25 protein-coding genes are annotated in these 23,278 nt (G+C 65.3%); 9 read left to right on the forward strand and 16 right to left on the reverse strand.

The genetic code is table 11. From position 1 onward, the window contains the following. Nucleotides 1–34 precede the first annotated feature (34 nt). The 5 genes from BLS34_RS17340 to BLS34_RS17355 all read right to left on the reverse strand — a co-directional run bounded on the left by BLS34_RS17340 (nt 35) and on the right by BLS34_RS17355 (nt 5,396). Nucleotides 35–1,666, reverse strand: a complete 1,632-nt coding sequence (locus BLS34_RS17340; protein WP_093152279.1) for an alpha-D-glucose phosphate-specific phosphoglucomutase — start codon at nt 1,664–1,666, stop codon at nt 35–37. Between the two features lie 146 nt (nt 1,667–1,812). Continuing rightward, a complete protein-coding gene (locus BLS34_RS17345; RefSeq protein ID WP_139189377.1) occupies nt 1,813–2,553 on the reverse strand; it encodes a lysophospholipid acyltransferase family protein in 741 nt (246 codons plus the stop codon). A gap of 12 nt (nt 2,554–2,565) precedes the next feature. Beyond that, nucleotides 2,566–2,751 (reverse strand): hypothetical protein, encoded by a 186-nt coding sequence (locus BLS34_RS25525; RefSeq protein ID WP_139189378.1) that lies wholly within the window; start codon nt 2,749–2,751, stop codon nt 2,566–2,568. Nucleotides 2,752–2,781: 30 nt separating this feature from the next. Beyond that, nucleotides 2,782–3,642 (reverse strand): D-Ala-D-Ala carboxypeptidase family metallohydrolase, encoded by an 861-nt coding sequence (locus BLS34_RS17350; RefSeq protein WP_093152284.1) that lies wholly within the window; start codon nt 3,640–3,642, stop codon nt 2,782–2,784. Between the two features lie 32 nt (nt 3,643–3,674). After that, complete coding sequence (locus BLS34_RS17355) at nt 3,675–5,396, reverse strand: L,D-transpeptidase family protein (RefSeq protein WP_175474268.1); 1,722 nt, start codon at nt 5,394–5,396, stop codon at nt 3,675–3,677. Between the two features lie 511 nt (nt 5,397–5,907). Here BLS34_RS17355 and BLS34_RS25950 point away from each other — a divergent pair. Both BLS34_RS25950 and BLS34_RS17360 read left to right on the forward strand, forming a co-directional pair. Then, complete coding sequence (locus BLS34_RS25950; RefSeq protein ID WP_169400806.1) at nt 5,908–6,063, forward strand: hypothetical protein; 156 nt, start codon at nt 5,908–5,910, stop codon at nt 6,061–6,063. A gap of 161 nt (nt 6,064–6,224) precedes the next feature. Then, nucleotides 6,225–6,452 carry a hypothetical protein gene (locus BLS34_RS17360; RefSeq protein WP_093152289.1) on the forward strand — a complete coding sequence of 76 codons (228 nt, stop codon included), beginning with the start codon at nt 6,225–6,227 and terminating at the stop codon, nt 6,450–6,452. A 107-nt stretch (nt 6,453–6,559) separates the two neighbouring features. Here BLS34_RS17360 and BLS34_RS17365 read toward each other — a convergent pair whose 3' ends face one another. Both BLS34_RS17365 and BLS34_RS17370 read right to left on the reverse strand, forming a co-directional pair. Next, complete coding sequence (locus tag BLS34_RS17365) at nt 6,560–7,321, reverse strand: Crp/Fnr family transcriptional regulator (protein ID WP_028792860.1); 762 nt, start codon at nt 7,319–7,321, stop codon at nt 6,560–6,562. A 514-nt stretch (nt 7,322–7,835) separates the two neighbouring features. Further along, nucleotides 7,836–8,771, reverse strand: coding sequence for an OmpA family protein (locus tag BLS34_RS17370; protein ID WP_175474269.1), 936 nt, complete (start codon nt 8,769–8,771; stop codon nt 7,836–7,838). Nucleotides 8,772–9,261: 490 nt separating this feature from the next. Between BLS34_RS17370 and BLS34_RS17375 the strand changes: the two genes are divergently transcribed. Further along, nucleotides 9,262–9,435, forward strand: coding sequence for a DUF1328 domain-containing protein (locus tag BLS34_RS17375; protein WP_028792861.1), 174 nt, complete (start codon nt 9,262–9,264; stop codon nt 9,433–9,435). A 97-nt stretch (nt 9,436–9,532) separates the two neighbouring features. Here the strand turns inward: BLS34_RS17375 and BLS34_RS17380 are convergent, their stop codons facing one another. Continuing rightward, nucleotides 9,533–9,775 carry a hypothetical protein gene (locus tag BLS34_RS17380; RefSeq protein ID WP_038013070.1) on the reverse strand — a complete coding sequence of 81 codons (243 nt, stop codon included), beginning with the start codon at nt 9,773–9,775 and terminating at the stop codon, nt 9,533–9,535. 451 nt (nt 9,776–10,226) lie between these two features. Between BLS34_RS17380 and BLS34_RS17385 the strand changes: the two genes are divergently transcribed. The 3 genes from BLS34_RS17385 (at nt 10,227) to BLS34_RS17395 (ending at nt 13,190) form a co-directional block, all read left to right on the forward strand. Continuing rightward, nucleotides 10,227–10,793 (forward strand): sigma-70 family RNA polymerase sigma factor, encoded by a 567-nt coding sequence (locus BLS34_RS17385; protein ID WP_038013286.1) that lies wholly within the window; start codon nt 10,227–10,229, stop codon nt 10,791–10,793. Between the two features lie 185 nt (nt 10,794–10,978). Further along, nucleotides 10,979–11,263: a hypothetical protein gene (locus tag BLS34_RS17390; RefSeq protein WP_028792863.1), complete on the forward strand. Its 285-nt coding sequence runs from the start codon at nt 10,979–10,981 to the stop codon at nt 11,261–11,263. A gap of 181 nt (nt 11,264–11,444) precedes the next feature. Continuing rightward, nucleotides 11,445–13,190 carry a phospholipase D family protein gene (locus BLS34_RS17395; RefSeq protein ID WP_139189379.1) on the forward strand — a complete coding sequence of 582 codons (1,746 nt, stop codon included), beginning with the start codon at nt 11,445–11,447 and terminating at the stop codon, nt 13,188–13,190. Nucleotides 13,191–13,314: 124 nt separating this feature from the next. Here the strand turns inward: BLS34_RS17395 and BLS34_RS17400 are convergent, their stop codons facing one another. The 3 genes from BLS34_RS17400 to BLS34_RS17410 form a co-directional block, all read right to left on the reverse strand. After that, on the reverse strand, nt 13,315–13,560 hold the full coding sequence (locus BLS34_RS17400; protein ID WP_093152300.1) for an anti-sigma factor family protein: 246 nt from the start codon (nt 13,558–13,560) through the stop codon (nt 13,315–13,317). Nucleotides 13,561–13,790: 230 nt separating this feature from the next. Continuing rightward, entirely contained in the window at nt 13,791–14,186 is a 396-nt protein-coding gene (locus BLS34_RS17405; protein WP_093152302.1) for a VOC family protein, read from the reverse strand. 39 nt (nt 14,187–14,225) lie between these two features. Next, nucleotides 14,226–15,152, reverse strand: coding sequence for a hydrogen peroxide-inducible genes activator (locus BLS34_RS17410; RefSeq protein ID WP_093152305.1), 927 nt, complete (start codon nt 15,150–15,152; stop codon nt 14,226–14,228). Nucleotides 15,153–15,397: 245 nt separating this feature from the next. Between BLS34_RS17410 and katG the strand changes: the two genes are divergently transcribed. From katG to BLS34_RS17425, 3 genes are all read left to right on the forward strand, one after another. Beyond that, entirely contained in the window at nt 15,398–17,608 is a 2,211-nt protein-coding gene (gene katG / locus BLS34_RS17415; RefSeq protein WP_093152308.1) for a catalase/peroxidase HPI, read from the forward strand. A gap of 137 nt (nt 17,609–17,745) precedes the next feature. Next, entirely contained in the window at nt 17,746–18,066 is a 321-nt protein-coding gene (locus BLS34_RS17420) for a hypothetical protein (protein WP_093152310.1), read from the forward strand. Nucleotides 18,067–18,430: 364 nt separating this feature from the next. After that, the gene (locus tag BLS34_RS17425; protein ID WP_245565540.1) at nt 18,431–18,994 is read left to right on the forward strand and encodes a TetR/AcrR family transcriptional regulator; all 564 of its coding nucleotides are present in this window, start codon (nt 18,431–18,433) and stop codon (nt 18,992–18,994) included. 31 nt (nt 18,995–19,025) lie between these two features. Here BLS34_RS17425 and BLS34_RS17430 read toward each other — a convergent pair whose 3' ends face one another. Genes BLS34_RS17430 through BLS34_RS17450 form a run of 5 tightly spaced genes read right to left on the reverse strand, consistent with a single transcriptional unit; the run spans nt 19,026 to nt 23,233 of the window. Beyond that, complete coding sequence (locus BLS34_RS17430) at nt 19,026–19,766, reverse strand: ABC transporter ATP-binding protein (RefSeq protein WP_051243647.1); 741 nt, start codon at nt 19,764–19,766, stop codon at nt 19,026–19,028. Next, nucleotides 19,763–20,521: an ABC transporter ATP-binding protein gene (locus BLS34_RS17435; RefSeq protein WP_028792872.1), complete on the reverse strand. Its 759-nt coding sequence runs from the start codon at nt 20,519–20,521 to the stop codon at nt 19,763–19,765. Before BLS34_RS17435 ends, BLS34_RS17430 begins: the two co-directional genes overlap by 4 nt. After that, the gene (locus tag BLS34_RS17440) at nt 20,521–21,315 is read right to left on the reverse strand and encodes an SDR family NAD(P)-dependent oxidoreductase (RefSeq protein WP_028792873.1); all 795 of its coding nucleotides are present in this window, start codon (nt 21,313–21,315) and stop codon (nt 20,521–20,523) included. Before BLS34_RS17440 ends, BLS34_RS17435 begins: the two co-directional genes overlap by 1 nt. Continuing rightward, complete coding sequence (locus BLS34_RS17445) at nt 21,312–22,328, reverse strand: branched-chain amino acid ABC transporter permease (protein WP_028792874.1); 1,017 nt, start codon at nt 22,326–22,328, stop codon at nt 21,312–21,314. The genes BLS34_RS17440 and BLS34_RS17445 overlap by 4 nt, the downstream gene beginning before the upstream one ends. Then, nucleotides 22,325–23,233 carry a branched-chain amino acid ABC transporter permease gene (locus BLS34_RS17450; protein WP_245565541.1) on the reverse strand — a complete coding sequence of 303 codons (909 nt, stop codon included), beginning with the start codon at nt 23,231–23,233 and terminating at the stop codon, nt 22,325–22,327. Before BLS34_RS17450 ends, BLS34_RS17445 begins: the two co-directional genes overlap by 4 nt. Nucleotides 23,234–23,278: the final 45 nt, after the last annotated feature.

A 23,278-nucleotide genomic window follows, 5' to 3' on the forward strand; every position in this document is an offset into this window, starting at 1 on the left:
CTGGATATATAAGAGGCGGACGCTGTGGAGCCCCTTACGTCCGCACATCGGGTTCGGTGCGGCCCAGGCGGTCTCTGATACCGGCAAGCGTTTCCACCGCGGCAATTACCTGAGACAGCGCCGTCTGCGGGTCCTCGCCCTGCCCGGCCGGATCCGGCTCGAAGCGCTCCAGATAGACCCGCAGCGTCGCGCCGACCGTACCCGTCCCGGACAGGCGCAGAACCGCGCGGGCGGCATCGCCGAAGACGATACGAATGCCCTGCTTCGACGCGGTCGATCCGTCCACCGGATCGGTATAGGCGAAGTCGTCCGCCTCGGTGACGGTCAGACCCTCGACCGTCTGTCCCGGCAGGTCGGCCAGGGCCGAGCGCAGGTCGTCCATCAGCGCCTCAGCCGCAGCCTTGTCCACTTCCTCGTAGTCATGGCGCGAGTAATAGTCGCGGCCGTAGGTCGCCCAGTGCTCCGCCATGACATCGGCGACCGACATCTTCTTCGCCGCCAGCACGTTCAGCCACAGCAGCACGGCCCACAGCCCGTCCTTCTCGCGCACATGGCTGGAGCCGGTGCCGGCACTCTCCTCGCCGCAGATCGTCACCCGGCCGGCATCCAGCAGCGTGCCGAAGAACTTCCAGCCGGTCGGCGTGGCGAAGGCCTCGACGCCCAGCTTCTCGGCGACCCGGTCGGCGGCGCGCGAGGTCGGCATCGACCGGGCGACCCCCGCGATACCGTCGGCGTAGCCCGGCGCCAGATGGGCGTTGGCGGCCAGCACCGCGAGACTGTCGGACGGTGTCACATAGGTGTTGCGCCCGACGATCATGTTGCGGTCGCCGTCGCCGTCCGAGGCGGCGCCGAAATCCGGGGCGTCGGCGGAGAACATCTCCGCCATCAGCGCGGCGGCATAAACCGGGTTCGGGTCCGGATGACCGCCGCCGAAATCCGGCAGGGGCGTGCCGTTGATCACCGTCCCCGACGGCGCGCCGAGTTCGTTCTCCAGAATGGACGTGGCATACGGGCCGGTGACGGCGTGCATGGCGTCGAACCGCATTCGGAAGCGGGAGGCGAACAGCGCGCGGATGGCGTCGAAATCGAACAGCGAACGCATCAGCTCGGCATAGATCGCCACCGGGTCGATGACCTCCACGGCCATGCCGCCGAGGTCGGTCTCGCCGTCCCGGGTCAAGTCGATATCGGCGGCGTCAAGGATGCGGTACTCGGTGATCTCGGCCGTGCGGGCATGGATCGCGCCGGTGATGCTTTCCGGCGCGGGACCGCCGGCGGGAATGTTGTACTTGATGCCGAAATCGCCGGTCTCGCCGCCGGGGTTGTGGCTGGCCGACAGGATCAGGCCGCCATCGGTCTTGCGGTGGCGGATCACCGCCGAGGCCGCCGGGGTCGACAGCAGCCCGTCGCGGCCGACCACCACCCGGGCGGCGCCATTCGCCGCCGCCATCTTCAGGATGGTCTGAATCGCCTGGCTGTTGAAGAAGCGGCCGTCGCCGCCGAGGGTCAGCGTCATGCCCGTCAGCGGGCCGACCGTGTCGAACACCGACTGGACGAAGTTCTCCAGGTAGTTCGGCTGCATGAAGACGGTGGTCTTGGCCCGCAACCCGGATGTGCCCGGCTTCTGTCCGTCAAAGGGCTTGGTTGCGATCGTCTTCACGGTCATCAGGGTCTCCGTCGCTTTCCGGTATCGCCGGTCGGTGCCACACGCGAAGCCACAGAATGTCACAACCCGGCTTCGAAACCGACCGCCGCGGGCGCATTCTTATTCCCCGGCAGGCGGCCGGTCCGCGGCGCCGGCCGGGGACGCGATCAGTGGGATTGCGAGGCCGCGTCGTCCCAGGCGGACAGTCTGCTCTCGATGAATTCGACGACCTGCTCCTGGGCGCCGCGGCTGTCGGCGTCGATGGTGATGGGCGCGCCGACCGCGAAGCGGACGGGACGTTTGGGGACGATCCAGCCGATATCCTGCAGCCAGCGTCCCTCGCTCCAGGCCGATGTCTGCAGGGCGATCGGCACGATGGGCACGCCGGCGGCACGGGCCAGCCGCACCCCGATCGTGTTGAAGCCCTTGCGGTCGAAAGCCACCGTGCGGTGCGCCTGGGGAAAGACGATGACCGACATGCCCGCGGCCAGACGCTTGCCGCCCTCGCTCAGCACCTGGCGCAGATCCGCTCTGGGATCGACCCGGTCGACCACAATTGGATCGAAACCTTTCAAGACCGGACCGAAGACCGGATAGCGTAAGAGGCTGGATTTCACCACGAATGTGCAGGGGGCGACCGAACTCAGGATCGAGGGAAGGATTTGGGTCTCCAGCGCGCTCATGTGGTTCGCTGCGAAGACATAGGGCCCGCCGGTCCAGTCCGCGTCCTCCACGCCGGAGATCTCGAACCGCACGCCCACCGCTTCCAGCGATCGGCGCAGCGCGTGGCTGCCCTGGACCAGCCGGGCATTGGTCAGCCGGCCCCGCCGCGCCTGATAGGCGGCCGATCCGATATGGGCGGCGGCTTGGGCGTAAAATAGCACCGACGGAAAGAACACGCGAAACACGGCATTCCCCTATTAATGGGCAGAGAAACGATAACGTCGCCGAACCGGTAGCGACCAGCGTTTCTCACCTCTGCGCTCAACCGCGCGGGTCTTCAGGTCACGCCCGCCGAGATACAGCAGGAATGAGGCAGGAATCATGGCGACATGGACGGTCTGATACAGGCCGGCGGCGGCGGCGTCGACAGCGAAGGCGATCACCAGGCCGCCGGGCGCGGCCGCGCGTATCGGCTAGCGCCCCCAGCGGGCCTTGCTGCCCCGGCCATCGGGGTGCACGAACGGGCCGTGAACCGCGTTGGCCGAATAGGACCCGAGCCCGCCCGGCGCGACGTCCCGGCGCTTGGCGAACAGGCGTTCGGCGATGTCGTAGAGGAAGTCTGCATCCGCCTTGGTGATCCGCCCGTCGCCGTTCAGATCGTCCATCACCCCGTCGCGCGGATCCACATCGACATAGATGTCCGAAGCATCCCCGTACATATGCCGGGACAACCGCGCCGAGCCGATGGCAGCGTTGTAGTAGGGCGTGCGGAACCCGCTCATCACGAAGAACGCGGGCGCGTCGGTAAGCCCCTTGTCGCGCAAGTGGGCCAGCAGGACCTCCAGGCGATGGATGTTGGCGCCGGTCACCAGCAGGAACTTCGGGAAGTATCCGGGCTGCTGCTTGCAGATGAACTGGCCGATCTTGAAGTTCGGCGAGATCGGTAGGTCCAGATCGTCCGGTCCCAACCGGATGAACCCCGCCGGAGCGTTCCGCGGATAGCGTCCGATCCGGTAGCCTTCCAGATAGCCGCGGGAATCGATGCTGCGGGCCGGTTTCAGCACGAACAGCGTGACCGTCTGGACTAGGTCGCCGGCGCCGTCGACAACCCGCAGCCGGTGATGTCCTGGGGCTTCGGGCGCCACCCAGCGCCCGGTGACCGGCGCGTCGTCGATCGTAGCCTTATGGCCCTTCGGGATGTCCAGCCGGACGGCCTTTCCCGGCATCACCAGACGGTGCCAGACGGGATGCGGCGGCGCGTCGCCGTTCAGGCGTACGCCGCGGCTCTCCGCGAAGGACGACGGGCCGGCGACCAGGATCAGGCCGCACAGCATTGCCGTCAATAGACTACTCCAGGCAAATCGCATCAATCAGCCGGCGTCGTTCCCATGCTGTCGAGCGCGACGCTGGCCGTGGTCTGCACGTCCGGCGGGCCATGACGCTCGACGAAATGAATCTCGTCGTCGCGCTTGTAAATGTCCCTCCAGAAATTCGGAACCCCCTCTTCGTCGACCGTCACGGTGATGTAGGTAAGGTGGACCGGAATCGGGGCCCCGAAGCGGATATGCCGGTTCTCGCCGGACGCGACCGCCTCGCGGATCTGCGCGGCGCTGGCCGAGGTGTCGTGGGAGGCGAGCCAGTCGGCCAACGCCACCGGCTTCTCCAGGCGAATGCAGCCGGAACTGAAGGCGCGGTTGGCCCGCTTGAACAGGGAGACGCTGGGGGTGCCGTGCAGGTAGACCGAGTGGCGGTTGGGGAAGATGATCTTCAACTCGCCCAGGGCATTCATGGCACCCGGGTCCTGAACCAGCCGATAACGGGTCGCCGCGGTCGGATCACCCCAGTCGACCGCCGACGCCCGGACCCGAAGGCCGGTGCTGCGCTCATAGACCGCGAAACCCTTGCGGTCGGCATAGGTGCTGTCCTCGATCAGCTTTGGCAGCTTGTCCCGGCGCGCGATACTGACCGGCACGTACCATTTCGGATTGGCCACCGTGTACTCGATCTCGTCGGAGAAGTTCGGCGTCTCGCGGGACGGCTGGCCGACGATCGTCTTCATCTGGATCTCCCGGCGGCCGGCCTTCCAGCCTTCCACCGTGAAGGACGGAATGTTCGCCCAGACATACCGGTCGCCGAGCGCGCCCTGACGACGCCACTGCTCCATCGCCCGCACGATCCGCTGGATCTTGGAATCCACACTTTCGTTCAGGGCCGCCAGGGTCATCGGGCCGAGCACGCCGTCGGGTTCCAGGCCGTGGCGGGACTGAAATTCCGTCAGGATCGCGACCAGCGGCGCGTCCAGCAGGGTCGGATCGGTGAGCTGGTCGGCGGACTGATCATCGACGGTCGATGGCGGGCCCAAGGAGACTTCGACCAAGGGTTCGGTCCCGGACGTCGGTGTGGAGATCGGCGCGCGCTGCGGACCCTCCGTGCCCCAATCGATAGCATAGCCCTCCGCCCGCAGCCGGGCCCGCAGCGCCGGGATGCGCTCGTCGCGGTCGCCCTCGCGCACCAGGTCGCCCCGCGGAATGGCATACCAGCCGCCCCGGGCGCGGATGTCCCGGTATTCGAGCAGCGCCCGCTTCAGCCCGTCGTACTGGGCGTTATCGATCTCGAACGGCTCCAGAGTGCCGATGGCGTCGCCATCGCCCGCCCGGCGCAGGGCGGTCGTCAGAAGCGAGCGCGCCGGCCGGCTCGACAGGGACGCGACCGCCGCCCCCTCGTCCTCCAGTCCGCCGCTGACCGCCGCGGCGATCCGAAGCCAGGCTGCGGTGAGCTGCAGGTCCGCCTGCGCACGGTCGGCGGCCGCCGCTGCGTCGAAGCGCGTCTCGACCACTTGCTGCACCGTGTGGCCGACGACCTGCTCCACCTGCAGACCGTAGTCGAACAGACGATTGCCGAGGGTGACCAGAGAGGCGGCGCCCTCCCGCGACCAGATCGGCTGGAAAAGGTCCTGGGCATAGGCCATACGGGCGGCCTGGACCGTGCTGGCGCCAAGGTCGTCGCCGAGATCGGCCGCCAGAGCATCCTGCATCACCAGGCGTTCGATATCGTCCGTGAGGTCGCCCCGGACGGGATCTCCCAACATGTCGGCGGCCGGCACAGACGACACCTCCTCCACGGAGGGCACCGCGATCGAGGCCGGAACCGCATGCTGCGCGACCGCCGGAGACAGGCCTATGAGAAGCGAAGACCCGGCGACAAATCCGGCCAAGAGGGATCTGGAATAGAACATTCGTCGATTCTCCGTTGGCGTCGCCGCCCGCTCCGGGCGGTCCATCCGATCCCGACGCGCGACAATCAAATCTGCCTGGGTAACGGAGCCGAACGGGCGCTGGTTCCGGAGACCGTGAGTCTTTCTCTGAGCCTTTCCGGCTTTGCGCCTATCTGGCGGCGGCCGGATGCATCAGCGCTCGGAACGCCACACGCCCCGCTCTCCGGCAAGTCCCTATCGGTATAGAGGTCGGGGCGCGAAAGCCGGCACTTCCGGCCGTCGCTTGGCTGCTTCGAAATTATTTGCGGGAACCGACCCGGGTCCGGCCCGTTATCCCAGCGAACACACGAGGTCTTGCTGAAGACACTGCGAATGGAGGTTAGTCATGAAGAACATCGTTTGGGCCAGTCTGCTTGCTGGTTTTCTCTCCCTCGGTCTCTCGGCCTGCTACGACCAGGACGGCCCGATGGAGCAGGTGGGCGAGGCCGCCGATGAGGCGGTGAACGATACCCAGCGCGCCATCAAGGACGCCGCCGACTAAGCCGCATCCCCATCCCCGATCCGAGTCCCGATCAGCCGCCCTGTCCCCGCAGGGCGGCTGTCGCTTTTTGTGAGGGAGCTCTTTGAGCCAGGGGGATTACGGGAACCTCAGCGCACGATGTGCGTTTCGTACTCAGAATGTAACAGCGAGGAGATTGAGCCATGCGTAAGCTTGCTACCGCTGCCCTGGTGACCGCCGGCCTGACGCTGGGCGCCTGCTCGGGCATGAACAGTACCCAGCAGAGTACCCTGTCCGGTGGCGCCATCGGCGCCGGCGTCGGCGCGGCCGGCGCCGCGGTGACGGGCGGTTGCATGGCCTGCGGCGCTGCGATCGGCGGTGCCGTCGGCGCCGGCACCGGCTACATCATCGACGAGTCCAAGAAGGACTGATCGAAGCGGCACAGGCCGGATCCGCGGCGGGACGCCGCGACCAGGATCCGCGACACCGTAAGCGGTGCCGGAATGGCTCAGGGGGAAGGAACCGCGGTTCCTTCCCCCTATTTCGTTCTCTCATCCGGAAAATGCAGGTAGTCGTCCGAGAACTCGCAGATCTCCCGCAGGCGGTCGAGATCGAGCAGACGCACCGAATTGCGCTCCATGGCAATGAGGCCGCTGCGCACCAGGTCGCGCAGCACACGGTTGGTGTGGATCATGCTGATGCCCAGGGAGTCGGCGAGATCCTCCTGGGTCAGCGGCATCTGGAACTGCTCGCCGCTGCGCACCAGGTCGACCACCTGCAACCGGCGATGAATCTCGCAGAGCAGATGCGCGGCCCGCTGGCGCGCGCTGCGCCGGCCCAGCGACACCAGCCGCTCGGAGACCACCCCCTCCTCCTGCGCCGCCGTCCAGGCCAGGGCGACGGCGAGCTGCGGCTGGTTGTTCAGCAGGTCGGAGAACGGCCGGATCGGGATGGAGAAGGCGTCCAGGGAGGTATGCGCCTGGACATAGACCTCCGCCTTGTCGAACAACGCGGCGTTGAAGCACAGGATATCGCCCGGAACGGCGAAATTGATGATCTGGCGCGCCCCGTTGCTGGTCAGCTTGGAGCGTGTCGCCCACCCGTCGACGATGAGATAGACGGACCGGAAATCGTGGCCCGGCTGAACGATATAGTCGCCTTTGGCGAACCGGACCTTGTCCGTGCAGACCACCGAGAAGGCGGACTTCATCACCTCGGTGACCGCGATCATGCCCGACAATTTGCGGAACAGGTATTCGGTCATGATATTCAATTGCTTGCCCGCCTTGTCGGTGACCATGCCATCGCGTCCTATGGAATAAAGCCCTTCCGGAAAACGCCTATACATTAACCCATGATGAAGATCAGACACGGAAATACAGGTAGTAAGTCTGCATGGAACATCAGAATGGGACTGCGTTGATACGAACTGGCCCCCCGCCGGAAGGATCAGATATTACTATGACGGAAGGGACGCAAACTCGCGGCAAACGAACCGAACGTTTGCAGATCATGCTGAACGATGACGAATTGGGCGAAATCGAAGATTGGCGATTCATACACCGCGTCAATTCGCGGTCAAGCGCCATTCGTATGCTCATCAGGCTTGGCCTGGACGCATCGAAACAGGGTGTGAAGCCATCGGAAGAACTTCCCCTGGGTAGGCCAAAATCCTGACCCCGCGCGGGCGACAGACGAATTGTCGCCACCCGCGGCTGTCAGCGAGACGAAACGACGAAGCCCCCGCCAACCGGCGGGGGCTTCGCTTCATTTCGGCTGCCGCTTGGCTTGCCGGAAATTGATGCTGCCGGGGTTTACTTGCTGACCGCGGCGGTCTGGTCGATCACCTTGGTCACCTGCCCGTGGGCGATGATCTCCACCCGGCGGTTCCGCGGCTCGCGGACCCCGTCGGCGGTCGGCACGGCGAGATCGGTCTCGCCCTCGGCCTCGACCTCCAGATCGCTGTAGTCGCCGACATTCATGCCCTGGCGCTCAAGCTCGGCGCGCACGGACGCGGCCCGGTCCCGGGACAGGTCAACGTTATAGTCGTTCGGCCCGGTGGTGTCGGCGTGGCCGGCGATATACAGGGTGACCACCGGCTGGATCTGCTTCATCTCGGCGACAAAGCTGTCGATCTTGGCCTGCGCCTGGCCGGTGATGGTCGACTTGTCGAACTCGAAATACACCGTCTCGCGGGCGATCTCGTCCTGAACCACGGCCGTGGTCTTGACCGGCTCCGGAGCCACCGCTGCCTTCAGATCGTCCAGCGCCGCCAGATAGGCGTCACGGCAGGCTGCGATATGCGTGGGCTGATGGCCCTCTTCCTGCTGCTCGACCCAGCAATCGTATTTCGCCTGGGCGACGGCCGCCTCGCGCGGTGCGCTCATGCGGGCACCGTCGTCGAGGATGGTCACCAGCTCGGCACGGGCGAGTTCCAACTCGCGCAGCTCAGTCTGGGTCGCGATGTTCCACTCGGCCGGGATGTACGGCAGCGGCGTCTTGCCTTCGGCCGCCATGTTGCCCTTGGTCGCGTGGTTTTCCGCATCGACCCAGTCATACATCTCGTCCGCCTCGAACAGGGCGATCTTCTTGTATTCCTGGACCAGCTGGGCGTTGAACGTGTTGCCGGCCGGCGCGCGGTCACGGATCTCGGCGACGTCGTTGTAGATCAGACCGGCGGCAACTGGCGTGCTTATCAGCCCGGCGAGCACGATCGGGGTCGAACGACGGAGAAGGGTTTTGATAGTCATGCGTGTCTCCTGTTTCTGTATGGGAAACAGGACCCGCTGTAACAGCGGCACCAAGCGGTGCCGGCCGATGTTCCAAATCGGGTCCCGCATGGCACGATCGGTATGGGTTCCAACCGCCCCCATGTCCCGACAACGACGCACCCCCGAGCGGGGTTCCAGATTTTTCTTTAACATTTATCAATGTTTGCCTCTGGGTTTGCCTCCGGCCGGACCGGTGGGACCGAAGCGCCGCCGCCACAAGGCCGAGACGAACGCGAACAACGCCGCGCGCCGATCGGGTCCTCGGCTCCGTCCCGATGAATATACGGCGTACCGCCCAGGTCCCTGCCCGAACATCACAGGCGCTCGGTAGTTGCCGCCGACTTGCTGTCTTATTTTTATCGGCGCTTTTCAGGAACCGTTCTTTTGACCTCGCGTTTAACCGTCACACAACAACACAATGCGTTGGATCCGTTCGGTCGCCAGCGCTGACTGAAAGATGGAGACACAAATGCTTGGTTGGAGTCTGATGTTCCTGGTGCTGGCGATTATCGCCGGCGTGTTTGGTTTTGGCGGCGTCGCGGCGGCTTCCGCCGACATCGCTCAGATTCTCTTCGTGGTCTTCCTGGTGCTGCTCGTCATCAGCGCCGTTGCCGGAGCGATCCGTGGCCGACGGCCCATGTGACGCAGCCCGGCGCGAACCACAACGCCGAAACCAAGATGCCCAGCTCATGAAGCTGGGCATCTAGATTTATTAAAGTAAAATACATACTAGACGGGCGTCATTCCTCGATCGGAATAGCCCTATACTCAGTTGACTTCATATCCCGCTGATCCGGCATGTCGACATCGGAGTCGACCACATCTTCGTAGAGCATCCCGCGTCGGATAAGCTCCCGGATCGCAGCCGCACGGGTGGGGATACGATTGTCGAAGCGCCAATCGTCAATCCGCGTCAGTTCCTCGTCGTCCAGCATGAGCTGCAATCGCTCGGTACGACGACCAGACTTCTGTTCTTCACCCATCGGGTTCTCCAAGGTGCCAGGCTTTGCCACCCCACCCACGTCGTCGTATCTCCGGCACCACGTTGGCGCCCGCGGATCGTATTCATCCGAATTTGAGCACTAACACCATTTGGTTCCGGCAGATAGCGCCTTACGGGGCACTGGCCTGGCTATCATATACTCATAGTACGCCTCTTACTCAACTGCCGCCATCTGTGCGTATTGCCACATCGGCTACAAATGTTCATTCACCCCAATTCGCCCAACTCGCCCCTTAGGCTCATAGTGAGTTCAATAATCAATATGACAACGAGACACCTCTTCTGTCCGTTCCTCATGTTGCTGAATTTGCCTCCATTATACAAACCGCCCAAATGGAGCGACATGCTTTAGATTGGGTAGCGCTTTTTATTGAATGGATCGCCTAGAAGTACTTTATAGTTGGTCATCGCAACGAGTTCAGGTGACCAAGATGAGTCCGAACGTGGCCAAAGAAATCGAACAGCTGCTTCCCACCCTGCGCCGCTTCGCCCGGTCGCTGACCCGGGACGCCGCCCGCGCCGATGATCTGGTCCAGGACACCGTCGAGCGCGCGCTCAAGCGCATCGACAGCTTCGAGGAAGGGTCCAACCTCAAGGCGTGGATGTTCACCATCATGCGCAACCACTTCATCTCCGAGTGCCGCCGGCCGCGCCCGGTCGCCGGTTCGGAAGAGCTGGACTCCGGCAAGTACGAGCAGTCCATTCCGGGCGCCCAGCTGGACACCGTCGAGCTCAAGGAGTTCATGACCGCGTTCTCGCACCTCGATAAGGGCGATCAGGAGCTGCTGATCCTCGCCGGTCTCGAAAACGTTCCGTATCCCGACATCGCCAACATGCTCGACGTTGCCGTGGGTACGGTGAAATCCCGGGTGGCCCGGGCCCGCATGCGCCTGCGCGAGCTGCATGTCGGCGGATCCCATCGCTCCGCCGCGCCTGCCTATGCCACGTCCATGCGGTCGCGCAACGGCGTCATCGCTCACCACGCGGGCGTTGCCTGAGCAACCCCACGCAGCGTGAACGGCGAAGCGACCTAGATCAGGAGACAGACACATGAAAACGGCTATGGAGCAAACCATCACCGGCATGCCCCCGGCGCTGCAGCGTACGGTCCTCACCGTCGGGTGCGCGGCCGCCACCACGCTCTGGGCTCAGATTCTCCTCGTCTTGGCGGGAGGGTGAGACCATGCGGATCCGTTCCATCGCCATTGCCACGGGCGCTGCGCTCATAGCCCTCGTTGCCATGCCGGCCGCCCTGCTCGGCGGCGCCATGCTGGCCCAGTCCTACGCGCCCGACACCCTGAGAGGCGCGGTCCACGCCGCCACCGGTTTCGCCGAGGACGGCCTGGAAGCCCACGAGATCCAGACTGTCTGGACCGAAGTCCGGAATAGAATGGACCTGAACGTGGTCAAGACAGCGACAGCCGACGAGATCGGTTCCCAGCCGGGCGAGCCCCAACCGGCCCGCTGATCTTCAGCCTGCCGAAATTTGGCCCGCCGACATTTCAGCGCGCTGAACCTCAGAAGATGCGGCACACGCGCCGCACCTCCCCGACGGAAACACCGCTCAGGCGAGCCTGTCGCACGTAAGGCCGCCGTCCGCCTTTCAAGTTTCACAGAAACGGTCCTCGATGACGTTCCCGGCGGCCTCGATGCAGCCCCGCACTCCGCAGCTCAACCACACCACCACCTCGACCGCGATGGATGCAACACAGGAGTTTGGGGTGATCCACGACCAGGAGCCTGACGGCGGCGCCGACTCCGCGCCCGAAGAAACGATCACCCCGCTCATCGAGGCCAGCGAAGCCTATCCGGTCCTCGAAGAACGGATCTTCGAGGCGCGCGACGAGGTGCTGCTCGGCTTCCGGATTCTGGATCCCGCCACAAGGCTACGGTCCCCGCGAGTCACCGAGGCGGGCCTGGAGACCTGGGGCGACCTGATCGCCGCGGTCTCGGCGCGCGGCGTCGATGTCCGCATCCTGCTGACCGATTTCGAACCCACCGTCGCCACGGACCTGCACAAGCTCACCTGGGCCTCGGTGCGCGGCTTTCACAATGCCCGCGCCGCCGTCGACGCCCGCCCGGATGCGACCCGGTCGCTGCAGATCGTCGCCGCCCTGCACGAGGCCAAGGTCGGAAAGATGCTGCGCTGGGTCTTCTGGCCCCTGGTCTGGTTCAGGGTCCGCGGCATGGCCCGTGCCCAGGGCATGCAGACCGGAGCCCTGCTGGCCGACGCGCCCGGCCTCGCCCCCCTGCTCGGCACGCGCGACGCCAGTACCCTGTTGCCCCGGCTCGGCCCGCCGCCGCGCCTGCGCCCGGCGACCTACCACCAGAAGCTGGCGGTCATCGACGGCTCCTTCGTAGTGATCGGCGGCCTCGACATCAACGAACGGCGCTACGACTCCGCGGCCCACGACCGGCCGTCGGACGAGACCTGGCACGACGTCAGTCTGGCCGTCACGGGACCGATCTGCGCCGACGCCCGCGCCCATTTCATCGACTGCTGGAACCGCGAGGTGAAACCGTTCAACCAGCGGGTCCGGCGCCTGCGCCGGTTCGTGCGGAACATGCCGGCCCTGGTCGAGCGGATGGATCCGACCCATTCCGAGCCCCGGCCCGCCGGCGCGGAGGTCGGCGCACTCAGATTCATCAAGACGGTATCGCGCCAGCGGCGCACGCTAACGGAGTTCGGCCCCCGTCCCGCCTTCATGGAGATCGAACAGGCGCATATCGACGCCATCCGCCAGGCGGAGGGGCTGATCTATATCGAGACCCAGTTCCTGCGCTCGCGCAGCGTCGTCCAGGCTCTGGTCGACGCCGCCCGGCGCCAGCCGGAGCTGCGGCTGATCTTGCTGCTGCCGGCGGCGCCGCAGGAGGTGCTGTTCGAGGATGCGACCGATCCGCCCCATCGCCACGGCGAGTGGCTCCAGATGCGCTGCGTGGACGCGGTGAAGGAGGCGTTCGGCGAGCGGGCAGCGTTCTTTTCGCTGGTGAACCGGTATCGGCAGTCGACGACCGAGGACCGGCGCTCCATCGACGGTCATCCCATTGTCTATATCCACTCCAAGGTGTTCATCGTCGATCACCGCCTGGCGATCGTGAGTTCCGCCAATCTCAACGGCCGCAGCCTGAGGTGGGACACCGAAGCCGGGGTGGTGTGGGAAGATATCAAGGGCGTACGGGCATTCGAGCGGCGGATCTGGGACGCCCACCTGGGATCCCTCCTCGCCGGCCGAGAGATCGACGGGAACAATGCCGAACTGTTCGATCTGTGGCGGGAGGCGGCTCAAGGCGGACCCGCAGACGCCGAAAGGCGGCCGTATGTCGCCGCCTTCCCGGAAGATCAGGGCCGGGACTTCGCCAGGAAATCCTGGTTCGTGCCGGACGATCTCGTTTGAAGATGTTTATCGGAATGGCGCGGATGTACGGCGGTCTTCGCAACCGGGTCGTCAGAATCCAGGCACTTAGACTCTAGCGCCTGCGAACCCGGAAAGCGCCTGCCGCGCCGCGCGAACGCGGCGTTCAGGCCGCGCCGTCGGTATGCGACCGTATCAGGTCCAGAAGCCGTTTCGGGGTCGGCTCGTCCTTCATGGGATCCAGCGCTCGGTGCAACAGGGCGTTCTGGGCCATGAACGCGCCGAGCGTCTCGGCGCAGCGGTCGTCCTGCAGCTCGAGTTCCTCGATCGCTTCGGACAGATCGCCATCCGCCTGCCCGTCCACGAACGCAGAGAGATCTTCGATCGTGATGACGTCCAGCAGGGTTGGCATCTCATGATCTCCGTATCGCGACAATGACATACTCCGCCTCGCTTTGTTGCTCGCATACAGAACGTACGGATCGCAGGCTGGTTCCTTAAAATACGACAGAACCCAATATATTCCAGGGCGAACAAGAAAATTAAGACTTAACCCTAAACGCTGGTGGGAGATCGTTTTAGTTTCCTTCGCGGCGGGAGTCTTCCTGTACTCGAAGGTGCCTTTGACGCCCGCCATACGCTTTACGGATAGACGGCGACCTCGATGAGATTGTGGTCCGGATCGTAGAAATAAACCGAGGTCATCGGGCCGAGCGCGCCGATCTGGGCGACCGGCCCCTTGGCGATCTCCACACCGCAGGCCTTCAGATGGCCCACGACCGCCTCGATCGGGTCGGTGGAGATCAGGCAGATGTCGAGCGTGCCCGGCGTATCGTTGTCGACGCTCCACCAATGCGCGGTACCGGTCGGGCGCACATTGAACTTCTGCCGGCCGTATTTGAGCGCCACATGGGTGTGCTCCCCATAGGCGAACTCCTCACGCTCCAGGCCCAATACCCGCTGGTACCAGGCGACCGTGGCGTCGAGGTCGCTGCAGTTGATTACGATGTGGTCGACCCGGTCGATCGTGAATCCCATGGCGTTCGTCCTTCGCATACTTTGGCCGGTTCCGGCGCGTCAGGCCGCCAGGGTCGCTTGGCTGTGCTTTTCGCGCAAGGCGGCGGCCGACCGGCGGACCACTTCCGCCACCTCGGCGAGCTGCGGAGCCAGCGGGCTCGTCTTGCGCCAGATCATGCCGACCGTGCGCGACGGCTGCGGTTCGCCGAACCGGGCGACCGCGACGGCGGCGGAGCGGGTTTCCACGTCGGCGGCCATTTCCGGAATCAGCGTCACGCCGATCCCCGCCCCCACCATCTGCACCAAGGTCGACAGGGAGCTGCCGTCCAGGGTCTCGCGCGGCAGAGCGGAGTGGATGTGACAGAACGACAGGGCCTGGTCGCGGAAGCAGTGCCCCTCCTCCAGCAGCAGCAACCGCATCTCGCGCAGACTCGCCGGGCTCGGCACCGGCTCGTCCCGCGCCCCGATTTGACGCACCAGCAGGAAATTCTCGGTGAACAGCGCCACCTCGGTGAAGGCCGGCTCTGAGATCGGCAGGGCGACGATGGCGGCGTCGATCCGGCCGTCGGACAGTTCCTGCAGCAGGCGCGGCGTCAGGCTCTCGCGCACATGGATGTCGAGGCCGGCATGCCGCTCGGTCAGATCGCCGATCAGCGAGGGCAGCAGATACGGTGCGATGGTCGGGATGATGCCCAGACGCAGCCGCCCCATGAGACCGTCCCGCGCCGCGCGCGCCATGTCGCCGAGTTCGTCCGTCGCGCGCAGGAGTTCTCGCACCCGCACCGAAAACGCCTCGCCGAAGGTGGTCAGCCGGACCTTGCGGGCGCTGCGGTCGAACAGCGAGACGCCGAGGGTTTGCTCCAGTTCCTTGATCTGCATCGACATGGCCGGCTGCGAGATCGCACAGCTCTCCGCCGCCCGGCCGAAATGGCCGGCGCGGGTGACGGCATCGAAATAGCGAAGCTGCTTCAGGGTGATGTTTATCATAAGCCGATCTTATCGAACTGATCAGTAAATGAAAATTCCTTGGATCGTTCAGTTTTGATAGATTCTAAATTAGCGATGACGCGGGGCCCGTCGGGTTCTACGATGCGATCGGGAAGACGGACGAACCGTCGACCTCTTTCGGGCTCCGGGCCGTCGCGAACGCTTTTGACGCTTTCTGTCCGGCGCGCGCGAACGGCGGTGCCCCGCGGAGAGACCAATCCGAATTGCCATGCTGGGAGGTAGTAATGGACGGCAGTAACAAGTCAGGCGGATGCCCATTTATGCACGGGCACACGCTGGCATCTGCGGTGACCAACCGTGACTGGTGGCCGAACCAGATCAATCTGAAGATCCTGCATCAGAATCCGCCGATGTCCGACCCGCTGGGCGAGGACTTCAACTACGCGGAGGCCTTCAACGCGCTCAACTACGACGCGCTGAAGAAGGACCTCACGGCGCTGATGACGGAATCCCAGGACTGGTGGCCGGCCGACTACGGTCACTACGGCGGATTGTTCATCCGCATGGCCTGGCACAGCGCCGGCACCTACCGCACGGGCGACGGCCGCGGCGGTGCCTCCTCGGGCACCCAGCGCTTCGCCCCGCTGAACAGCTGGCCCGACAACGGCAACCTGGACAAGGCGCGCCGCCTGCTGTGGCCGATCAAGCAGAAATACGGCAACGGCCTCTCCTGGGCCGACCTGATGATCCTGGCCGGCAACGTCGCGCTCGAGTCGATGGGCTTCAAGACCTTCGGCTTCGGCGGCGGCCGCGAGGACATCTGGGAGCCGGAGGAGGACATCTACTGGGGTCGCGAGACCGAGTGGCTGGCGACCTCCGACAAGGAGAACAGCCGCTATTCCGGCGACCGTATGCTGGAGAACCCGCTCGCCGCGGTGCAGATGGGTCTGATCTACGTCAACCCGGAAGGCCCGGACGGCAACCCCGATCCCCTCGCCTCGGCCAAGGACATCCGCGAGACCTTCGCGCGCATGGCCATGAACGACGAGGAGACCGTCGCCCTGGTGGCCGGCGGCCACACATTCGGCAAGTGCCACGGTGCCGGCGATGCATCGCTGGTCGGTGCCGAGCCGGAGGGCGGCGACATCGTCGATCAGGGTCTCGGCTGGAAGAACAGCTTCGAGTCCGGCATGGGCGCCCACACCACCACCTCGGGTCTGGAGGGCGCCTGGACGCCCAACCCGACCCAGTGGGACATGGGCTATTTCGACATGCTGTTCGGCTACGAGTGGGAGCTGACCAAGAGCCCCGCCGGCGCCAACCAGTGGGCCCCGAAGAACGTCGCCGAGAAGGACATGGCGCCGGACGCCCATGATCCCTCGAAGAAGGTCCCGACCATGATGTCCACCGCCGACATGGCGATGCGCATGGACCCGACCTACGAGAAGATCTCGCGGCGCTTCCATGCCAATCCGGACGAGTTCGCCGATGCCTTCGCCCGCGCGTGGTTCAAGCTGACCCACCGCGACATGGGTCCGCGCGTCCGCTATCTCGGCCCGGAGGTCCCGAGCGAGGAGCTGATCTGGCAGGATCCGGTCCCGGACGTCGACCATCCGCTGGTGGACGACAAGGACGTGGCCGACCTGAAGGCTAAGATCCTGTCTTCCGGCATCCCGGCGGCGGACCTGATCGCCACCACCTGGAACGCGGCAGCCAGCTTCCGCGGGTCCGACAAGCGGGGCGGCGCCAACGGTGCCCGCATCCGTCTGGCCCCGCAGAAGGACTGGGAGGCCAACGAGCCGGTCAAGCTCTCCGCCACCCTGGAGAAGCTCGAGGGTATCCAGAAGGCGTTCAACGACGGCCAGTCCGGCGGCAAGAAGATCTCGCTCGCCGACCTAATCGTGCTGGCCGGTTCGGCAGCGGTGGAAGATGCGGCCAAGAAAGCCGGCCATGACGTGAAGGTCCCCTTCGCGCCGGGCCGCACCGACGCCAGCCAGGAGCAGACCGACGCCGAGGCCTTCGAGCCGCTCGAGCCGACTGCCGATGGCTTCCGCAATTACCATCCACGGAAGTACAGCGTCGCCGACGAGGAGCTTCTGGTCGACCGGGCCCAGCTCCTGGGCCTGAGCGCCCCGGAAATGACCGTCCTGGTTGGCGGCATGCGGGCGCTGAACGCCAATTACGGCGGGTCGGACCTGGGTGTTCTCACGGACAAGCCGGGCACGCTCACGAACGACTTCTTCGTCAACCTGCTGAACATGCGCACCGTGTGGACGGCGGCGAATGAGGACGAGACGGAGTTCGAGGGCCGTGACCGGACCAGCGGCGCGCTGAAGTGGAAGGCGTCCCGCGCCGACCTGGTCTTCGGCTCCAACTCGCAGCTTCGCGCCGTCGCCGAGGTCTATGCCCAGGAGGATGCCAAGGCGAAGTTCGCCAAGGACTTCGTGAAGGCCTGGACCAAGGTGATGAACGCCGACCGGTTCGACCTCGCCTGATCGCGGTCGATCCATACCGATCCGAACCGGGGGGCGGCGTCTCGACAGAGGCGCCGCCCCCTCTGCTTTTGGAACCGGTGCTGCGACCGTCCGTTTCCTAACGTGAGACTTTGACGCCACACGACCAGGAGGACCCTATGACCGATCGGATCGTCTGGAAATTCAGCCCCGTCGCCCATGCCGAGGATCCGCGCTGGCTCGACCGGGAAATCGCGCAGACCCTGTTCGTCGAGGCGCCGACCTCGGGCGAGGCGATCGTCGCCGCCACAGCCTGGGACAGCCGCAACGTGACCGGCCATGTGGGCAACGAAAGCGCCCATGACCACAGCGCCTTCGCCGACGAGAAGCTCTACCGGGTCGATCGCGCGACACCGCAGGAGATCGATACGCTCGAGTCCGCAGCGGGGCCGATCTGGCCGGGCCACGACACCAAGGTGCTGAACAACCTGACCAACTGAGTGTCGGTTGCCGGGCTCAGCTAACGCCTCCCGCCCCACAATTTCCCCACCTCCACCGTCGTCCCGGACGAGACCGGACCTGATCCGGGCTCGGGCCGGGACCCAGAGGGCACGGGCAAGGTCCCGGTCCGCCCCCGGGTCGAAGCCCGGGGTCGTCCGGGATGACGAAGGACGGGAAAGAGAGACGATATCGCCCTCGCCGGGCTACAAATTTAGCCCAACTTCCGGCGCTCTTCTGTTAATATACGAATGAAATAACAGTGCATTAGGAAGCGCCGACATATCGATGGCGGACTCTCTTTCCCTTCGCCCCACCCAACCGCGTCGCATGTCGCGCGAGGAGAAGGCACGCGAGACCTACAGATTGCTTCTCGAAGCCGCGGCTCAGGTGGTCGGCACCGACGGTTATGCCGATGCCTCGATCTCGAAGATTACCCAGCTCGCCGGCGTCGCCCAGGGAACCTTCTACAACTATTTCGAATCCCGGCAGGATGTCTTGAACCGGCTGCTGCCGTATATGGGCCGGCAGATGCTGGACCACATCGCCTCCTCCATGCCCCGCGACCTCACCGGTCCGGCGCGCGAGGAGGCCCGGCTGCGGGCGTTCTTCGGCTATCTCGACACCCACCCGACCTTCTATCGGATTCTCTACGAGGCCGAGGTCTTCGCACCCGAGGCGCACGCGGAGCATTTCCGCATCCTGGTGGAGGGCTACAAGGCCGCTCTCGGCCGGGCGGTGCAGCGCGGCGAGATCCAGGGTTTCGACGAGAACGAGCTGGAGGCGATCATCTATATGCTGCTGGCCTCGCGCGCCTATATCGCCATGCGCTACGCCCGCGACAGGAACGGCCACACCGGTCCGGTGCCCGAGCATGTGATCCAGGCCTATATGAAGATGCTGCGCCGGGGCCTGTTCTCGGAAGCCTGAGCCGAACGGCCCGGCTTCCGAGATAGAAGGGTCAGATCGCCAGGTACCGCTTGGTGACCTCTTCGTTGGCCCGCAGGCCGGCGATGGTGTCGCGGTAGACGATATGTCCCTTGTCGATCACCGCCGCATCCTCGGAGATGCCGAGGCAGAAATGCATGTTCTGCTCGGCCAGGACGATGGTGACGCCGGTCTCCCGTAGGGTGCGGATCAGGTCGCCGATCGCCTGCACGATGATCGGGGCCAGGCCTTCCGACGGCTCGTCCAGCAGAAGCACGTCCGGGTTGCCCATCAGGGTGCGGGCGATGGTCAGCATCTGCTGCTCGCCGCCGGACATCAGCCCGGCCCTGCGGTCCTTCATGCGGGCCAGGATCGGGAAGGTGTCGTAGACCCGCTCCAGGGTCCAGTCCTCCTGCCCCCGTATACCCTTCTTCATGCCAATGAGAAGGTTGTCCTCGACGCTGTGCATGGTGAAGACTTGGCGGTCCTCGGGCACATAGCCGATGCCGGCCCGCGCGATGATGTCGGGTCGTTCGCCGGCCAGGTTCTGGCCTTCCATGGTGATCGAGCCCTTGCGCGGCCTGGCGATGCCGGCGATGGCCTTCATGGTCGTGCTCTTGCCCGCACCGTTGCGTCCGAGCAGGGCCAGGGTGCGCCCGCGCCCGACCTCCAGGTCGACGCCGAACAGGATCTTGGAGGCGCCGTAGAAGACGTCGATACCCTCGACCTTGAGGATCACGTCGCCGGCCGTGCTGCCGTTCGTCCCGCCGGTCATTGCGAGGCCTCCGCCGTCGTCTCCGTTCCGAGATAGGCCTCGACGACCTCCGGATGATTGCGAATCTCGTCCGCCGTGCCCTGGGCCAGAACGGCGCCGTAGCTCAGCACGGTGATGCCCTGGGCGACCTCGAAGACGATGTCCATGTCGTGCTCGATAAAGATCAGGGTCATGCCCCCCTGCTCCCACAGGCGACGCACGGTGCCGATCATCTGCCAGCGTTCCTCCGGGCCCATGCCGGCGGTCGGCTCGTCGAGCATCAGCACCTTCGGCTCCAGCGCCAGGGCCAGGCCGATATCCAGCAGCTTCTGGTCGCCGTGGGAAATGTTGGCGCTGAGCAGCTTGGCCACCGAGCCCATGCCCAGCAGCTCGATCAGCTCCTCGGTCCGCCGCCGCACATTGGTCGGCGGGAACACCGACAGCAGCGCTTCGGACTCCCGGAAATGCGAGGCGACGGCGCACATCAGCGACTGCTCGACCGTCATGCTCGGGAAGATGCTGGCGATCTGGAAGGCGCGGCCGATGCCCTTGCGCACGATATCCACCGGCGCCTTGCCGACGATATCCTCTTCCTCCAGCAGGATGCGCCCGCTATCCGGCACCAGATGGCCGGTGACCAGGTTGAACAGCGTCGTCTTGCCGGCACCGTTCGGACCAATCACCGCGCTGAGCGAACCCGCGGGAAAGTTCAGGGAGACGTCGTTGGTGGCGACCACGCCGCCGAACGACTTGACCACATTCTCAAGGCGCAGCATCAGCGGTTCCCCTGTCGGCGCACGCCGCCATACGGATGCCAGGAGCCGGCGCTGAAGAAGCCGACATCCACCGGAAGCGCGATGCCGGTGACGGCGGACGCTTCGTCGGAGGCGAGGAAGGCGACCGCCTTGGCGATCTCCTCCGGCTCGACCATGCGGCCCAGCGTGGAGTTCTCCTCCAGCAGGGTGACGTCGCGATGGCCCCGGTCGATCTGATCCTGCAGCGCCGGGGTGCGGGTATAGCCCGGCTCCACCGTGTTGACCCGGATGCCCGCCCGGCCCCATTCGGCGGCCAGGTTCATGGTCATGTTGGTCACCGCCGCCTTGCTCGGCGCGTAGGCGTGCAGCGGCACCGAGCGCTCGGCCGTGACCGAGCTGATGGTGACGATCGAGCCGCTGCGCCGGGCCACCATGCGCAGCCCGTAGGCCTTGGCGCACAGATAGGTGCCGCGCAGGTTCACCGCGATCACGTTGTCGTAAAGCTCCAGCGACAGCTCCTCCGGCGGCAGCGGCGGCTGCACGATGCCGGCCGAGGTCACCAGGATGTCGGTCGGGCCGACCTCGCGCTCGCTCTTCTCGGCAAGGGCCTCGATGGCGTCGGCATCGCGTACGTCGACGCCATAGCCGACGCCACCGATCTCGCCCGCGACCTTGGCCGCCGCCTCTTCATTCACGTCGGCGACGACAACGCGCGCCCCGCGCGCCGCCATCACCCGGGCACAGGCGGCGCCGATGCCGCTGGCTCCGCCGGTGACGACCGCGATGCGGTCCTTCAGGGATCCCACGTCACTCATCCTTCACGTCCATTCCGGTTTTCCGCCGCCAGACGCGCCTGCTGCTTCTCGACCCACCAGTCCTTGACGAAGTCGAGAATGCCGCGGCGCAGACCGAGCACGACGAACATGATCACCAGGCCGATCACGATCTCGGTGTGCGAGGTGTACATCTGAACGACGTCGTTCAGGATGCGCAGCGCCACCGCGCCGAGGATCGGGCCGAGGAAGACGTTGAGCCCGCCGAGCATGATCATGAAGATCGCCTCGCCCGACTGCGCCCAGAACGCCCATTCCGGATAGGCGCCGGAGGTGAACAGGGCGAGGATCACGCCGCCGACCGCCGCGATCGAGGACGACACCACGAAGCAGATCAGCTTCACCCGGGTCACGTTGACGCCCAGGAAGGCCGCCCGGGTGGCGTTGTCTCGGATCATCCGCAGGGTGTAGCCGAAGGGGCTCTCGGTCATGATCCGCATGATCATCACGCAGACCACGAACAGCACCGCGCAGAAGACGTATCGGTGATACTGGTCGCCCAGGTCGATGCCCAGGAACTCGGGGCGCGGGATGCCGCCCATCAGCCCCTGGTCGCCGCCGGTCAGGTCGACCCAGCTCAGGATCACGCTGTACAGGAACATCTGGAAGGCCAACGTCAGGAAGGCAAAGTAGATCTCCGTCAGCCGCACGCAGATCGCGCCGATCACCACGGCATACAGGCCGGTGCCGACCACCGCCGCGACCAGGGCCAGCGGCACCGAGGCGGCTCCCATCGCGCCGGTGAAGGCCTGGGACTGCAGCAGCAGGCCGAAGATGTAGCCGCCGAGCGCGAAGAACGCCGCATGGCCGAAGGACACCAGACCGGTGTAGCCGATCAGCATGTTCAGCGACATGGCCAGCAGGCCGGCGGCGAAGATCGCCGTCAGGAAGTCGCGCGGCCACGCATGCTCGATGCCGAGGCCGATGGCGACCAGCACGACAAGGGCGGCGGCGGCGATCAGCAGATCGCGCCGGAACTGGACAATGAGATTCATCGCACCGCTCCCTGGCCCAGCAGTCCGGTCGGCCGGAAGATCAGCACCAGCGCCATGATCATGAACATCGCCCCGTCAACGAAGAGCGGGAAGCCGACGCTGCCGATGGAGCGGGTCAGACCGAGGATGATGGCCGCCAGGAAGGCGCCGGGGATCGACCCCATGCCGCCGATGACCGTGACGATGAAGCTCTCCACCAGAATGCCGAGACCCATGCCCGGGGTCAGCGAGCGCACGGGTGCGGCCAAGGCGCCGGCGACACCCGCCAGGGCGCAGCCGAAGCCGAACAGCAGCGCGAAATAGACGTTCACCCGGATGCCCAGCGCCGAGACCATGGGCGCGTTCAGCGCCGCCGCCCGCACGATCTTGCCGAAACGCGTCTTGGTGACCAGAAGCACCGAGCCGACGCCGATGAACACGGCGATGCCGACCAGGAACAGATAGAACGGCGGCACGAACCCGCCGGCGAAGCGCAGCGGCGGCAGGCGGAACTCGGCCGGGATGCCCATGGCCAGGTATTCCGCGCCCCAGATGATCTTCACCAGGTCGTCGACGATCAGGATGAAGGCGTAGCAGACCAGGAGCTGCATCAGCAGGTTCTGGCCGTAGACACGGCTGATGATCAGCCGTTCGAACAGGATGCCGCAAATACCGGCGCCCACCGCACCGACCAGGGCCGCGAGGAAGTAGTTCCCCGTCAGCACATAGGTCGTATACGCGAAATACGCCCCGATCATATAGAAGCTGCCATGGGCGAAATTGATGACGTGGAGCACGCCGAAGATCAGCGTGACGCCAGACGCCACCAGGAAAAGCAGCATGCCGATGATCAGTCCGCTCGTCGCCTGGTTCACCAGGCAGGCCGAGGTCGACAGACAGGCGGCAAGCGCGTCAAAATCGATCATAAGGGTCAATCCGCAGAAACGAACAGAGACGGGCGCCGGCCTGTG

Source organism: Thalassobaculum litoreum DSM 18839 (assembly GCF_900102465.1).
Lineage (GTDB): Bacteria > Pseudomonadota > Alphaproteobacteria > Thalassobaculales > Thalassobaculaceae > Thalassobaculum > Thalassobaculum litoreum.